The sequence below is a fragment of the Flavobacterium sp. DSR3-2 genome (assembly GCF_049896525.1).
GTDB lineage: Bacteria > Bacteroidota > Bacteroidia > Flavobacteriales > Flavobacteriaceae > Flavobacterium.
The window spans coordinates 222,088-237,822 of record NZ_JAFCUM010000004.1; the positions used below are offsets into that span (position 1 = coordinate 222,088).

A 15,735-nucleotide genomic window follows, 5' to 3' on the forward strand; every position below is an offset into this window, starting at 1 on the left:
TATTGCATTTCACAATCTGCCCTCGAGATTTTTAATTAATCCATAAATAAGTTTTCCAATAATGTCTAATTTTTCAATCAGCAGTTCGCATTCTTTTTCATTGATAAAGTTTAATTCTTTACTCAATAAAATTAAAGTGTCAAGTTCAGATAAAGAGCCTAATGAAATATACAGAAAATGAATGAATTCTTTCGTACCTCTTCTAGCTGCACCTTCAGCGATATTTACCGGAACTGAAACAGAAGCTCTTCTAATTTGTGAGATTAATCCAAATTTTTCATCAGAGGGAAATCGATTTGTTACTAAATAAATTTCTTTAACAAATTCAAAACTTTTAATCCAAGAATTCAAATTTTTATGTGGTTTCATAACTTTAAATATTTTTAATTGACTATCAAATATATTCAATCTCACGACATTTCACATTTATCATCTAACATTTTACTTATAAAAAAATGACTCAAAATAAATCCAATTCATTGTTTGAGAGCAAGCAGGTAAAAGATGCGTTAGTGCAGTCTTTTGTAAAACTTAATCCTAAAATAATGTTCAAAAACCCGGTAATGTTTACCGTAGAAATCGGAACGGCTATTATGCTTGCCGTTTGTATTGCCATATTATTTGGCGCGCAGGATCAAGGGAGTTTTACTTATAATTTTATTGTGTTTTTAGTTTTATTAGCGACACTGTTGTTTGCCAATTTTGCTGAGGCAATTGCCGAAGCCCGAGGAAAAGCACAAGCAGACAGTTTAAGAAAAACACGTGAAGAAACACCAGCGAGACAAGTTTTACCCAATGGTGAATTTAAAAATATCAGCTCTTCTGAATTGAAGAAAGGCGATGTTTTCATCTGTGAAGCCGGTGATCTAATAGCCACAGATGGTGAAATCATCGAAGGTTTAGCCACGATAGACGAAAGTGCGATTACCGGTGAGAGTGCTCCTGTCATTCGGGAATCTGGGGGTGATAAATCGTCTGTAACCGGTGGAACTAAAGTCTTATCAGACAAAATTAAAGTTATTGTAACTAATGAACCAGGCGAAAGTTTTCTGGACAAAATGATTGCTTTGGTCGAAGGAGCAAGCCGTCAAAAAACGCCTAATGAAATTGCGCTAACCATTCTTTTGGCGGCATTTACCTTAATATTTGTAATTGTTTGTGTAACCTTGAAACCGTTTGCTGATTATGCAAACGCACCGATAACAATAGCAGCTTTTATTTCGCTTTTTGTTTGTTTGATTCCAACAACCATTGGCGGTTTACTTTCAGCCATTGGAATTGCGGGAATGGACAGGGCGTTGCGTGCCAACGTAATTACCAAATCAGGGAAAGCGGTGGAAACTGCCGGTGATATTGATGTGTTGCTTTTGGACAAAACAGGAACAATCACAATTGGAAACCGAAAAGCAACCTATTTTTATCCTGCAAAAGGTGTTTCGGAAGACGATTTTATCAAGTCAGCAGTTTTGAGTTCACTTGCCGACGATACTCCTGAAGGTAAAAGTATTATAGAGCTCAGTAAAATTTTAGATGTGAATGGTATAATGCAATTGGAAATTTCACAATTTACAAATCACATTTCACATACAATAAAATTTACTGCCGAAACCAGAACAAGCGGTGTTGTTTTAAAAAATGGAACCGATATTAGAAAAGGAGCTCAAGATGCCGCAAAAAATATTACAATCCAAGCCGGAAACGTTTTTCCAGAGGATACCGCTCAAAAAGTAATTGATATTTCCTCTAAAGGAGGAACGCCATTGGTAGTCGTTAAAAATAATCAGGTTCAAGGCGTTATTGAATTGCAGGATATTATCAAAACGGGAATGAAAGAACGTTTTGACCGTTTGCGAAAAATGGGAGTGAAAACGGTCATGGTTACCGGCGACAATCCTTTGACCGCTAAATTCATTGCAGAAGCTGCCGGTGTCGATGATTTTATTGCCGAAGCCAAACCAGAGGACAAAATGAACTACATCAAAAATGAACAGCAAATGGGTAAACTTGTGGCCATGATGGGTGATGGGACCAATGATGCCCCTGCGCTTGCACAAGCCGATGTAGGTGTGGCGATGAACAGCGGAACGCAAGCGGCAAAAGAAGCTGGAAACATGGTCGATCTTGACAATGACCCAACCAAACTAATTGAAATTATAGAGATAGGAAAACAGCTGTTAATGACCAGGGGAACACTGACTACGTTTTCGATTGCGAATGATGTTGCTAAATATTTCGCCATTGTTCCGGCACTTTTTATCACGGCAATTCCTGCCCTTGAAGGATTAAACATAATGCGCTTGCACAGTCCGGAAAGTGCTATTTTATCTGCAGTGATTTTCAATGCGATTATTATTCCGATATTGATCCCGCTAGCTTTAAAAGGCGTTGATTATAAGCCAATCGGTGCCAGTGCTATTTTACAAAGAAACCTATTGATTTACGGACTTGGTGGATTGATTGTACCTTTTATTGGAATTAAATTAATCGATTTGGTCGTAGCATTATTTATTTAAAAAGTAAGAAGTGAAATGTGATAAGTAAAAAGAGAATCCCATAATGTCAATTCAACATACTTTCACATTTCACATATTTAAAATAACATTTAATAATAAAAAAATGAAAAATATATTTTCAATATTAAAATTTACACTCTTTATAATGGTATTGTTTGCTATAATTTATCCAATGGCGATTTTTGGAATAGCACAACTTGCTCCAAATAACGGAAAAGGAGAAACGGTTACGGTAAATGGAAAAGTAGTGGGTTATCAAAAAATTGGACAGAAATTCGATAAATCAAACTACTTTTGGGGAAGGCCTTCTGCTGTGGATTACAATGCAGCGGGAAGTGCGGGAAGCAACAAAGGACCTAGCAATGCGGAATATTTGGCTTTGGTTCAAAAAAGAATTGATACTTTTTTAATGGTTCATCCGTATTTGAAAAAAGGAGAAATTCCATCGGATATGGTGACGGCTTCCGGGAGTGGTTTAGATCCAAATATTTCACCGCAAGGAGCTTTAATTCAAGTGGAAAGAGTAGCAAAAGAAAGAAAATTATCGATGGAAAAAGTAAAAGTTTTGGTGGAAACCAAAATTAATACACCTGCAATAATAGGGACATCGACGGTAAATGTTTTAGAGTTGAATGTCGCTTTGGATGAGTTAAAATAAAAATAATTATAATTTAAACATTTTAGATTTTAATTTTTAAAGGATTAAAAAAGAGTTTATTAAAAATAGATTTTTTAATTATTGGATAATACTTTTTAGCCCCGATAGCAGTGAAAATCCTTATATTTTTTGTTTAAAAATATAAGATTGCAACGAATAGCGGGATTAGCTTCAAATAATAAATAATAAAAATGAAAAAAATAGTAGGTATAGCATTACTAGCTTTAGCAGGTACAACAATTAATGCTCAGGAAGTGGAGAAAGAAAAAAGTCCTTTCACGTTTTCGGGTTATATAGAAACGTATTACAGTTATGATTTTGGCAAACCCGACAATCATGTGAGGCCAGGATTTATTTACAGTCATAACAAACATAATGAAGTCAATCTGAATTTAGGATTGGCAAAAGTGAATTACGCCAAGGACAATATTCGTGGGAATTTTGCACTCATGGCCGGAACGTATGCGCAATATAATCTGGCTGCCGAACCGGATTTATTGCGAAATGTGTACGAAGCCAATCTAGGCGTGAAAATTTCGGCAACTCATAATCTTTGGGTTGATGCGGGAATTATGCCTTCGCACATTGGGTTTGAAAGCGCCATTGGTAAAGATTGTATGGCTTTGACCAGAAGTATTTTGGCTGATAACTCACCGTATTATGAAACGGGAGTAAAAATTGGGTATAGTTCAAAAAGTGAGAAATGGTATTTGGCGGCGATGTATCTGAACGGATGGCAACGCATCCAGAAAATTGATGGCAATCAAACCCCAGCTTTTGGGACGCAAGTGACTTTCAAACCTTCGTTTTCAGTGGCTTTGAACTGGAGTACCTATGTGGGGAATGAACAACCGGATACGGAAAAAAAATGGCGTTATTTCAATAATTTTTACGCCTTGCTCAAAGTGTCTGAAAAAGTAAATATTCATACCGGTTTTGATATCGGAGCGCAACAAACTGCAGTCAAAAGTGATCGATATGATGTTTGGTTTTCACCTGTTTTAATTGCACAATACAAACCTACAGCTAAAATTCAATTGGCAGCAAGAGGCGAATATTATGCAGATGAAAAAGGGGTAATCATCGCCACAGCAACACCAAACGGATTTAAAACCTATGGTTTCTCGGCTAACTTTGATTATTTAGTGACTGAAAATTTAATTTTTAGAGTAGAAGCCAGAAATTTAAAAAGTAAAGATGAGGTGTTTTTAAAAGATAATTTGCCCAGCAATCAAAATCTATTTTTAACGACTTCAGTAGCGATTTCATTTTAATTTTTTTCTAAAATATAAATTTAATTGGACAACGAAAAAGAAAATAATGTCAAACACTTTCTTGATTTAATTCAAAAATCACGAAAAGGAAAGTTTAAAGTTTACATTGGGATGAGTGCCGGTGTAGGTAAAACTTTCCGGATGCTACAAGAAGCGCACACGCTTTTGAAAAAAGGGATCGATGTAAAAATAGGCTATATCGAAACGCATAATCGTAAAGAAACACACGAATTGTTATCGGGTTTACCAGTCATCCCAAGACGAACGCTTTTTTACAAAGGGAAACTGCTTGAAGAGCTGGATTTGCAAGCCATAATCAATTTGCGACCTGAAGTGGTTATTGTTGATGAATTGGCGCATACGAACATAGAAGGAAGCAAAAACGAAAAACGCTGGCAGGATGTTTTGGAAATTCTGGATGCAGGAATAAATGTTATTTCGGCAGTAAATATTCAGCACTTAGAAAGTTTAAATGCGGACGTAAAAAACATTACGAATATTGACGTTCAGGAACGCATTCCAGACAGTGTTTTGAAATTAGCGGATGAAGTGGTCAATATTGATTTGACCTCAGATGAATTGATTGCCCGTTTGAAAGAAGGTAAAATTTACACCGAAGATAAAATTTCAACTGCCTTGAGTAATTTTTTTAAATCGGATCAAATATTACAATTGCGGGAATTGGCTTTGAAAGAAGTAGCGAGTCAAGTTAATCGGAAAGTGGAAAGTGAAGTGCCCAAAAACGCCTCAATAAAACATGAAAAATTATTGGCTTGTATCAGTAGTAACGACAAAATCGCCAAGACAATCATAAGAAAGACGGCTCGATTAGCGAGTTATTACAATAGTACATGGTATGTTTTGTACGTGGAAACACCAAAAGAAAGCAGCGACAAAATTGCACTCGACAAACAACGACATCTGATAAATAATTTCAAATTAGCTACACAGCTGGGTGCTGAAGTGATTCGAATGGAAAGCAAACATATTACGAATGCTATTTTAGAGGTCGTCGCCCAAAAGCAAATTACCACCGTTTGTATCGGTAAACCGCATTTGAGTTTATTTAAAGTAATTTTATCGACAACTGTTTTTAATAAATTGCTTAACAGCTTATCGTCATCCAATATTGACCTTGTAATACTATCTTAAAATGAAAATTAAAACAAAATTAAACCTAGGCGTCGGCTTGCTTTTTCTATTGATAATAATTCTTTCATTAGTTGGCGCTTTTTATATTTTTTCTATAAAAAAAGATACCGAAAATATTCTGAAGGCCAATTACAACACATTAGAATATTCTCGAAATATGTTGCTTTCTTTGGATGAAATGAATGCTGACGAAGAAAAAGCAATTGTAGTGTTTGAAACGAATCTCATAAAACAAATTGCCAATATTACTGAAGCTGGCGAGGATAACGCAACTTATAATTTAAAGAAAGTTTTTAATTTTTTGAAAAAAAACAAGACAGACGAAACTCTAAAAAGTCAAATTCGTCAGGACATTTTCGAGATTATGAAACTGAATATGAATGCGATTAAACAAAAAAGCGATATTGCCAAACACACGGCAGAGGCGGCTAATTTTTGGATCGCGATTACCGGAACACTTTGTTTTCTGATTGCCTTTAATCTTCTGGTGAATTTGCCCAACAATATTGCCAACCCGATAAAAGAGCTTACGGCCAGTATCAAGGAAATAGCCAATAAAAACTATTCGCAACGCGTGCACTTCATGAATCACAATGAATTTGGAGATCTGGCCAAATCTTTCAACACCATGGCAGAAAAATTGCAGGAATATAACAATAGTAATTTGTATAAACTGTCATTTGAAAAGAAAAGACTAGAAACCTTGATCAACAATATGCACGACCCAATTGTCGGGTTAGACAATCAGGGTTTAATTTTATTTGCCAATGACGAGGCTTTAAAAATAATTGGATTAAAAACGGAGGAAGTGATTGGAAAACTTGTAGCAACAGTCGCTCTGACAAATGATTTGATGAAATCGTTAATCGTCAGCGATTTTCAAAAAGAAAGTAGAAAAGTACTTCCAATGAAAATTTTTGCAGATGGAAAAGAAAGTTATTTTGAGAAAGAGATCGTAAATATTACGATTAAACCAACAGGAGAAGATCAAACTATTGATATTGGCAATGTTATTATTTTAAGAAATATTACTGTTTTTAAAGAATTGGATTTTGCCAAAACCAATTTTATAGCCACTGTTTCTCATGAATTAAAAACGCCAATTTCATCGATAAAATTAAGTTTGCAATTGCTTGAAAAAGCAGAAACAGGAAACATTAATGAAGATCAAAAGCAATTGATCGAAAGTATAAAAGACGACAGTCAACGGTTATTAAAAATTACTGGGGAGTTGTTGGAATTATCGCAGTTAGAAACAGGAAATATTAAGCTTACTATTGAGAAAAGTAACCCTTATGAAATTATTAGTTACGCTACCGAAGCCGTAAAAGTGCAAGTAGAACTAAAACAAATTGATCTAATTATTGAGACCGAACAAAATTTACCTGATATAAAAGCGGATAGTGAAAAAACTGCCTGGGTGTTGGTTAATTTTTTAACCAATGCAATTACTTATTCATCAGAAAACAGCAAAATAATTGTAAAACTTAAAAATGAAAATAATCAGGTTGTTTTTCAAGTAATTGATACCGGAAAAGGGATTGATAACCGTTATAAAACGAAAGTTTTTGATAAATATTTTCAGGTTCCAGGAAGTCATAAGTCTGGAACGGGGCTAGGTTTAGCTATTAGCAAAGAATTTATAGAAGCACAAAACGGAACTATTGGAGTGGAAAGTGAATTGGGCGTGGGCAGTACTTTTTATTTTAAATTGACAGCCGTGTAATTTAATGTTTTTTAGGAATAATAACCAATCAACACACATACACAAACCATAAAATCAAAAACAAATTAGTATCCAAGAGTTATGATTTTCTAAACAACAAAAAACTTTAACAATCGATAGTTATTCTATGTGACGCGTAATTTTAAAATACGCATTCAGGATTAGAAAATGAATTGAAAATGATTTTATTAGATTTATTTTACTTGCCAAATCGATTATTATTTATCACTCGGGAGAGATACACCATTGCAAAAAAAATGTATAAGGATTTGCATTGCGCTGGAAAGATGGAGATCGAAGTTTTTATTTCGAATAAAGATTTTATAAATATATTTGGGGATAAAGCAGAAGCTATAAGAGCAAGTGAGAAAAGAAGGAAAATGCTAAACTAACCGATTAAATATTTCTTTAAACAAATCCAAATTTGCAAATCGGATGACGAAAACTGGAAATTTATTGGAAGAAGATGCGCACAATTATAAAGTCGGCTGTTAACAACTAAGGTTTCGTTCCATGATCAGCAGTAATAATGAAATGCAATCACTGAATACCAAAACAAATATTAAACAAATGAGATAAACCTGCGGAAAAGAAGCATTTCAGGTTTTTCAAATTAGGGAGTTATCTTTAAATTTGAAGCGGGATTTAGAAGAAGATTTTGCATGCTATTTCTTTGAGGAACGTTTCTTGTTGGTTTTTCGTTTTTTCCATTTCTAGAATGAGTTTGTCTTTTATTATAGGATTGGACGATGCAAATCCTGCAACAAGCATTTAGCACATAGAATGTAATAAAAGAATAATTTTATTGATGTTCAGACTGTCGAGAATTGATTTAATAATAAGAGACATTTGCTGAAAACTGAACTGGTAGTTCATAAATTTGGTGGATTTTCCAAAGCCAATTTGGTCAGGAGCAAGTACATGAAAGCCTTCTTTAATTAGCACTTTTGTAATCTGCTCCCAATACACTCCACTGAAATTTTTATTGTAAAAGGGCAATATGACTCTTCCATCAGGATTTGGCGGTAGTACCTTTACATAAGCCATCTTCAGGTCTTGTTCCTGCGATATTAACTGGTAAAATTGTATCTAAAATGAATTGTAGAGTACTCATTTATTTCTGTCGCATTTCTTCAAAGAAAGGCGTTCTTTTTTCTTCTACGCATTTTGCGGCGTATAAATACATTGCGGCACTCCAAGTTTGCCAATTTTGACCTTTGGGTTCCCCGTTTTGCGCTTTTATCCACTCATTAAATCCAAATTCCTGATTTTCGGCAGTTATATATTTATTGGATATATCGTTATTTTCAGCCGCTGATTCTGTCAAAAGATTCGTTTTTTTCATGCATTCAGTTAATACTATTAATTTCTGTTCTGCTAATGCAAATCTGTTTGCTGCAACTAAGGCGGCAACATAAAAACCGCAGATAAATGGCCAAATTCCGCCATTGTGATAGTTACCTGGGGTATTGAATTCGGAATATCTATCGTGCCAATCAGGATCGCCCGGGTTGGTAAAAGGGAAAAAATTAGGAGGTAAATCAACTGCCAATAATCCTTTATTTTTCATTGCATCGCATTCGGTTTCTATCCAGGAAACAATTTCATTAGCTCTGGTGGGTGAAGCGATTCCCGATAAGATAGCAAGGCTATTTCCTAATAAATCAAAGCGCTCACTACTATAAACTTTATACGACCAAAAGGCATAATAAGGTTTGTCTTTTAATACTAAACCCTCGTGTACATGAGCGTGAATTACACCTCCCGCAATGGTAAATTGACTCATTTCGTGGTGTATTTCATCGGCTCTTTGAGATTGATTTAAAATTTTCAGAAAACTGTAAGCCAACGTGTTAACAAACAATCCGTAGCCCAATACCCACTGTTCATCGCGCCAGTCGCTGGTAGGTTGTTGTGCAACTAAAGACATGTCGGATGGACTTTGATATTCCATCCAAATTAATGCTTTTTGTACGGCCTCTTTTAAAAAATTGGGTTCATCGATTACTTTTCTGTAAATACCCACTCCCAACAAAAATAAGGGCGTTGTATCGCTTGCGCCTCTATCATCACCATCATGAACCAATGATGAAATATGTCCTCTTTCGGTTTGTTGTTTTGCCAGAGTTTTCAAAACCTTCCTAATGCTTTTTAGTAGTTTTTCATTTCCAGAGACGGCAATTCCTAGAATTGAAATCAATAAATCTCTAGTATACGGTTCCGGATAACCCCAGCCCGCAGTTCGGGGAAGTTCGTGAAATGGGCCATGCATATTGTGTAAAAGCACTTCGATAGCTGCTTTTTTGGCCGCATTTATTACTGTAGTTTTTTGTGAATTTATCATTTTTTTATACCTAATTTATCATTCATTATATCTATAAATTTTTGGGCAACAATTTTATAGTCAAAATTTTCGACTACTCGTTTTCTGCCTGCTTCACCCATTTTTTGTCTTAATTCTGGATCATTCATCAGCTTCAATAATCCAGCGGCGATATCTTCAACATTTGCTCGATAATCGACGGTTCGAGCTTCTTTAAATTGAACTTTGTAATTATTTTCAAATCCTGATTCGTGGCCGAGCGTAACTTCATTTACCACAATCTTTTGTGCAACATTAGCTAAAAATGCGGTTTCGCCATCAACTAAAGTGTCCAGCATTCCCATTGCTTTTATGCCAATAACTGGTTTTTCGCACGCACCCGCTTCTACTTGTGACATTCCAAATCCTTCTAGACGAGATGGAGCAGCATAAATATCACAAGCAGCAAGGAAGTAAGGCATGAAATTTCTAGAAATAGTATTTGTTTCATAAATTACGTTTTTTTTGATGCCCAAATCGGATGCTATTTGTAGATCCAGAGAATTTTGAGATGTTGTTCGTTGTTGAGGCCAGACTTTGCATACATATTTCCAATCTGGAACTTTAGTCTTAATAATTGCCAAGGCTTGCATGACTTCTTGAGCACCTTTGGATGCGGCATCTCCACCAACGGTTAAAATCATCAATTGGTCAGGATAAATACCTAAAAATTCACGAACAGCCAGTATTTTAGGATTGTTTTTATCGTAAGGTTTGAAAGAATTGGTATCGCAACCCACAGGCAAAACTTCAATTTTATCTCCACTAATTCCGTCTCTGACATACATTTCTTTTACCCAATGTGAAGTGACCAATATTAAAGGAAGCTCATTTAAGACTTCCTGATAATTGGCAATGTAGCCATCTGCAACCAACCAGGGAACGGGCTGAACACCAAACTGCTGCGGATGTAAAATTAACTGTGGCGTATGCCCCCAGTAGCCAATACCGACCACTACATCGGGTTGAAACCAGCGATAATACCACTCTTTTTCTTGTGTTGATCCAAAATGAGCTGCTTTGGCATCAACTCCTAATTCGAGCAGGCCTTTATACAAAAGATCGCCTTGAGTTGCCAATCCGCCGGGTGATGGTGGATAATCATAAAGCACCAATACTTTCATAAATATAATTTTAATATTATCTATTCAAAAACATATTTGCTTCATTTGGGTTATTGAAAACCCAAAATGCCTCTGTTTTTGGTGTTGTTTTTGCTTCCCAACTGTTTTTCTCGAAGCCATAGGTTTCGGTTATTAAATTGTATTTTTTATTCCAAATCCGTTTTTTAAGCGTTTCAAAATAGGTGTTATTTTCAATTGCTTTTGGAAAATAATTTTTATTTCCATCCTCATAAGCGAAAGCCCAAAGTTTATTTGTGGCAATTTTACCTTTATTCCATAGTGTAATTACAGCTCTGCCCACTTCCTCGTGTCTTAAGTGTTTGGTATATTCTCCAAAAGGACTATGAGTAATGATTAAATCAAAATGTTTATTGGGTAATATATCCAATATTTTTTGCTCCACTTGTGCAGAATTTATAGGTTTTTGTTCAGGTTCGTCATCGAGATTGCCCATTGTACCTTGTGCATTAAGAATTTTAATAACCTTATAAAATTTTGCGGAACGATCTTCGTCATATTTTCGGCAAAGAGTGGTAATAAAATATTGCCACTGGGGATTATTCAGTATAATTCCACCGGCCCAAAGGATTTCGTCATCAGGATGCGCGACTATTATTGCTACTGTTTTAAATGCTTTACTTTTCATTTTCAAAATTGTTTTTGGCAACCTGAATAATTATACGGAGTAACACGAAGCAAGGATATAATTAGTAGAGCATTAATGGCAGATGCGATTTTGCCATACACAGGCACGAATTAAATTTTTCCAGAATTCAAATGGATTATGTAATATTTAAATGTCGCTGCTTCTCGAATTCGAATCTAAATGTACTGATTTTCAGCAGGTAAAGCAATTTTTTTTAAATATAATAGCGGTTGACGCAAGCGCGACGCACTTGGGCCATTTTTAAAGTACGAATGATAAATTAACGTAATAAATACAGAGGCAATTCTAAAGCGAGGGAACGTACTCATTTTAGGTTATGGTAAAATAGAAATGAAATATACCATAATAAATAAAGAATTAGGTGAATTTTTTATAAGAAAAACGAAAGATATTGTAAAACAAATGTGTGATGATTTTGAGAGAAGTTTAGTTTACTATATGATTTGTAAAACAAAAATTTACCTGAATGATTGAAATGAGAAGTAGACAATGATACCTAGTGTTGCTATTCCCGTCACCATAAATGTTGCATTGGCCCCAAACTGATACCAAATTACTCCAGCTAGCGTACTTGCTAACATTGTGCAAATGCTTTGAAATCCTGAATAGGTTCCTATCGCGGTGGCTGTATCTTTTCTGTCAGAAATAGTAGTAATCCACGCTTTTGAAATCCCTTCAGTTGCAGCTGCATAAACGCCATAAATAAAAAACAACGATGCTATTGCGTAAAAACTTGTACTGAAAGCCATTCCAAAATACACCATTGCAAATAACGAAAGTCCGAAAATAAACATTTTTTTCAGTCCTATTTTGTCAGCAAAAATTCCTAATGGGAATGCACAAAGCGCATAGACCAGGTTGTAAAAAATATAAACTCCAATTACTGCTGTGTCACTCAATCCTGCTTGTTTGGCTTTTAGTAACAAAAAAATATCGGAACTGTTAAATAATGTAAATAATAATAATCCGATTACCAATTTCCGATATTGTGCTGAGCTTTTTTTCCAATAATGAAGAAAGGAGAAAAAGGGAATATGTCTTTTTTCTGTTGAATAGGATTTTGTTTTGTCTTTCAAAAAATAGGTTGCTCCAACTGCAAGTACTCCTGGAATAAAAGCAAGATAAAATAGGGTTTTGTAATCCTGTGGATAAAAATAAAGATACATTAGTGCTAATGCTGGTCCAAGAACTGCACCTAAAGTATCCATTGACCGATGAAAACCAAAAATTTTTCCTTTTGTTTCCGCTGTGGCTTCATCTGATAGAATAGCATCCCTTGCTCCAGTGCGAATTCCTTTTCCGAAACGATCTATCGTTCGTGCAATGAAAATCCATAGTGGAAAAGAAAAAACTGCCATCATTGGTTTTGACAATGCACTTAATGCATAACCGATTTGCACAAACGGTACACGTTTTCCTGAACTGTCAGATAATTTCCCAAAGTAGCCTTTGCTTAATCCTGCTAATGCTTCGGCAAAACCCTCTAAAACACCAATTAGAACAATAGAAAATCCGATTGTTTTTAAATAAATAGGCATTATTGGATAAAGCATTTCGCTAGCCATATCAGTAAACAAACTGACTAAAGATAGTATCCAGACGGTTCTTGTAATTCTTTTTATTTTCATCAGTCATCAATTGTTTTGTAAAATTAGATTAAAAATAATTTAAAATTTTTATCCGTAGTAACATCAAATATAATTCATAATCGCTAATTTTATTGCGATAGCTTTTAAATAGTGGTGTGGAATTTCATGTTTTGGAACCTGATAATTGCGGCGTAATTTATGTTTTAAAAATTTTTAAAAGCGTAGTTATTTGTTTATTTCACGAACATCCCTTTCTCGTTACAATTATTTTTTATTCTATCCGATTTTTTTGGTTCGTATTTAAAATCAAGTCGTTGCATAAACAATCTCCGCGGAACCTATATTGACTATGGCACCCGCAAACACATCGCTGGCATAGTGAACACCTAAAAACATACGTGAATAACCAATGGCTCTAGCCTATAAAAATGAAAACACCAGTATTGACCATTTTGGAAAAGTGATACCTAATGAAGTTGCTGTAAAAAAATGCTTTTGAAGTATGATCTGACGGGAAAGATGCACTTGTAACATTTGTTACTTTTTCTAAAAAGGAATATTTTAAAAACAGCTTGATTCTGTTAGTGTTTAATTTCATGAAGGTATAGAAATCACAATATAAATGGATTTTTTTTGAACTACCTTTTCATTTCTAATCCAACTCAATAATAACAGACTGCCAAGTATAACAATGAAAATGGGAGAAACACTATGAGTTATAAAAGTAAAAAAAGGGTCAAATGATCTATTTCTATTAAGATTAATATCTCTCCCAAGATTTATGTTTACGCTTTAAGCATTTGCAATAGTTATGAAAAACAACAAATCGATTTAAGAAAGATTTTTAAACATTTTATTTTATAAAGTACGAATTGCAATCATTCAGGCAGTAAGTGCTTTAGTGATATTCAAAAAGTCTTCGCAAAGCAGAGTCCTAACTCTTTTCCATTGTAAAAAGGCGCGATAACTGATGTTGTATTATTTTTTTCCGATCTAAACAATTTCTTGTTTAGATATGGATTCATCCAATACGCAATTTTAGTGCTTAAAATTCCAATTCCTGCGCCAGTGGCAACATCTGTAAGCCAATGTTTATCGTTGATAATTCTAAATGCTCCCGTTCCTGTTGCAACAATATATCCTGATATTCCGTACCAAAAGGATTTGTCTTTGTACTCCTGCCATAAAAACTCAGCTCCTGCAAAAGCAGTTGCAGTGTGCCCTGATGGGAAAGAATTATTGTTACTCCCGTCGGGTCTTTCAACTTTGGTTAACGATTTTAAACCCAGAACCGTTGTAGACATAATGATGTAGGAAGTAGCCAATATTATAGAACGATCCCTTAAATTATTTTTTCCTTTTATTCCAGCTGCGTTTAATGCGTAAACTGAAAGTACCGGCGCATATTGCGAAAAATCATCAATAGTTGTCTTTCTGTCAATATCTTCTTTTACTTCCTCGTGGATTTCAGAATTATAACTTTTTAACTGGTCACTTTCAATTCCTATAAAACCATATCCTATTAGTACAGCCGGAATAATAAGTTTTTTGTAATTGAATTTAATATTTTTGGCAATCGCCGCTTTTGAAATAGTATCTGTTTTTACTTCTTGTGCAGTAAGAGATGCGAAACTAATTAATGAAAATAGAATGATTTTTAACATAGGTATTATTGTAAATAGTGTTCTGGTGTAGGCGAAATGCAAAGTGTCATTGCTTCCATACCCCGAAAGGTACTTGTCCCCGTGGCATACAATCCAACAATAATCCGGTTAATAATGTTCCCAAAACGGTAAAAAATTAAATTAAACTTCATCAAATTGCCAAATAAAAAAGACAATTCGTACTATTTAAGACACAATAAGAAAGCAAAGTGTAAAATAAAGTGACGACGAAAATCTGCCCGACCTTTAGATTTTTTTGAGCTTAATAGTTTAAAAAATAATTTTGGAAACACATCGAAAAAATAAATAAAATAGCACCCACAAAAACTGTGGATGCTATAAAATTAAAACTAACTAGCTTTTTCTATTGAGATAAAATTTCCATTCTCATCAAATAATAAATCACTGCCTTTTATTTCAGCTTCATAAATTACAGTTCCTTTTTCATTAATTATTTTTGCAGCTTCTTTTACTTTTTGATTTTTAAAATGCATGTTAATGTAGTCTAAAGCATTTTTAGGTAGTGTACTGATTTGTATTTCTATCTCTGTTTCAACAATTTTCCCTTCCCCGTTGAATAAAACCGAATTATCGATTTTATTAACATCAAAACTGGCTTCATAATTGTTTTTTTCTTTATCCCATTTTACGCCGTAAGCATTGGGATATTTTTCGTGTAATGCCTCTTTAATAATTTTTGGCACTTCTTTTTCTTTAATTTTTTGTCCAAAAGAAACAAATGACATTATACTTAGAACGATAATTAAAAGTGACTTTTTCATTGCTATTGCATTTAAAATTAATACTATTCAAAGCTATAAACCAATTTTGAAGAAATATTGAATTTTTCACCAAATAGCTTTATCTGCGATATTACATTTAAAATATTTTATCGTCCTATTTATAAAACCCAAAAATTAGCTCGGTAGTGCATAACCTATATTTTTTGGCATTAAAAGTAAGTCTCCGGCTGTTTCCTTAAAGTAGTTGCACAAATTCTCATTAC

The 15,735-nt window shown here is 34.4% G+C and carries 15 protein-coding genes; 6 read left to right on the top strand and 9 right to left on the bottom strand.

What is annotated here, in order from left to right; all coding sequences use genetic code 11:
* Positions 1 to 9 precede the first annotated feature (9 nt).
* Entirely contained in the window at positions 10 to 369 is a 360-nt protein-coding gene (locus ACP7AV_RS07895; RefSeq protein WP_426091475.1) for a four helix bundle protein, read from the bottom strand.
* 86 nt (positions 370 to 455) lie between these two features.
* Between ACP7AV_RS07895 and kdpB the strand changes: the two genes are divergently transcribed.
* The 6 genes from kdpB (at position 456) to ACP7AV_RS07925 (ending at position 7,715) form a co-directional block, all read left to right on the top strand.
* Positions 456 to 2,513, top strand: coding sequence for a potassium-transporting ATPase subunit KdpB (gene kdpB, locus ACP7AV_RS07900; RefSeq protein WP_426091476.1), 2,058 nt, complete (start codon positions 456 to 458; stop codon positions 2,511 to 2,513).
* 103 nt (positions 2,514 to 2,616) lie between these two features.
* Positions 2,617 to 3,171: a K(+)-transporting ATPase subunit C gene (locus tag ACP7AV_RS07905; RefSeq protein WP_426091477.1), complete on the top strand. Its 555-nt coding sequence runs from the start codon at positions 2,617 to 2,619 to the stop codon at positions 3,169 to 3,171.
* 191 nt (positions 3,172 to 3,362) lie between these two features.
* On the top strand, positions 3,363 to 4,445 hold the full coding sequence (locus tag ACP7AV_RS07910) for a porin (RefSeq protein WP_426091478.1): 1,083 nt from the start codon (positions 3,363 to 3,365) through the stop codon (positions 4,443 to 4,445).
* Positions 4,446 to 4,469: 24 nt separating this feature from the next.
* On the top strand, positions 4,470 to 5,597 hold the full coding sequence (locus tag ACP7AV_RS07915; RefSeq protein WP_426091479.1) for a sensor protein KdpD: 1,128 nt from the start codon (positions 4,470 to 4,472) through the stop codon (positions 5,595 to 5,597).
* A 1-nt stretch (position 5,598) separates the two neighbouring features.
* Positions 5,599 to 7,323, top strand: coding sequence for an ATP-binding protein (locus tag ACP7AV_RS07920; RefSeq protein ID WP_426091480.1), 1,725 nt, complete (start codon positions 5,599 to 5,601; stop codon positions 7,321 to 7,323).
* Positions 7,324 to 7,502: 179 nt separating this feature from the next.
* Positions 7,503 to 7,715: a hypothetical protein gene (locus ACP7AV_RS07925; protein ID WP_426091481.1), complete on the top strand. Its 213-nt coding sequence runs from the start codon at positions 7,503 to 7,505 to the stop codon at positions 7,713 to 7,715.
* 379 nt (positions 7,716 to 8,094) lie between these two features.
* Here the strand turns inward: ACP7AV_RS07925 and ACP7AV_RS07930 are convergent, their stop codons facing one another.
* From ACP7AV_RS07930 to ACP7AV_RS07965, 8 genes are all read right to left on the bottom strand, one after another.
* Positions 8,095 to 8,370, bottom strand: coding sequence for an alpha/beta fold hydrolase (locus tag ACP7AV_RS07930; RefSeq protein ID WP_426091482.1), 276 nt, complete (start codon positions 8,368 to 8,370; stop codon positions 8,095 to 8,097).
* Positions 8,371 to 8,437: 67 nt separating this feature from the next.
* Positions 8,438 to 9,667 (bottom strand): glycoside hydrolase 100 family protein, encoded by a 1,230-nt coding sequence (locus tag ACP7AV_RS07935; protein WP_426091483.1) that lies wholly within the window; start codon positions 9,665 to 9,667, stop codon positions 8,438 to 8,440.
* On the bottom strand, positions 9,664 to 10,809 hold the full coding sequence (locus tag ACP7AV_RS07940) for a glycosyltransferase family 4 protein (protein WP_426091484.1): 1,146 nt from the start codon (positions 10,807 to 10,809) through the stop codon (positions 9,664 to 9,666). Before ACP7AV_RS07940 ends, ACP7AV_RS07935 begins: the two co-directional genes overlap by 4 nt.
* 16 nt (positions 10,810 to 10,825) lie before the next feature.
* Positions 10,826 to 11,455 (bottom strand): PIG-L family deacetylase, encoded by a 630-nt coding sequence (locus ACP7AV_RS07945; protein ID WP_426091485.1) that lies wholly within the window; start codon positions 11,453 to 11,455, stop codon positions 10,826 to 10,828.
* Positions 11,456 to 11,934: 479 nt separating this feature from the next.
* Positions 11,935 to 13,104: an MFS transporter gene (locus ACP7AV_RS07950; protein WP_426091486.1), complete on the bottom strand. Its 1,170-nt coding sequence runs from the start codon at positions 13,102 to 13,104 to the stop codon at positions 11,935 to 11,937.
* A gap of 267 nt (positions 13,105 to 13,371) precedes the next feature.
* Complete coding sequence (locus ACP7AV_RS07955; protein ID WP_426091502.1) at positions 13,372 to 13,476, bottom strand: phosphatase PAP2 family protein; 105 nt, start codon at positions 13,474 to 13,476, stop codon at positions 13,372 to 13,374.
* 497 nt (positions 13,477 to 13,973) lie between these two features.
* Positions 13,974 to 14,729 (bottom strand): phosphatase PAP2 family protein, encoded by a 756-nt coding sequence (locus ACP7AV_RS07960; protein ID WP_426064014.1) that lies wholly within the window; start codon positions 14,727 to 14,729, stop codon positions 13,974 to 13,976.
* A 350-nt stretch (positions 14,730 to 15,079) separates the two neighbouring features.
* Complete coding sequence (locus ACP7AV_RS07965; RefSeq protein WP_426091487.1) at positions 15,080 to 15,511, bottom strand: PepSY-like domain-containing protein; 432 nt, start codon at positions 15,509 to 15,511, stop codon at positions 15,080 to 15,082.
* Positions 15,512 to 15,735 lie beyond the last annotated feature (224 nt).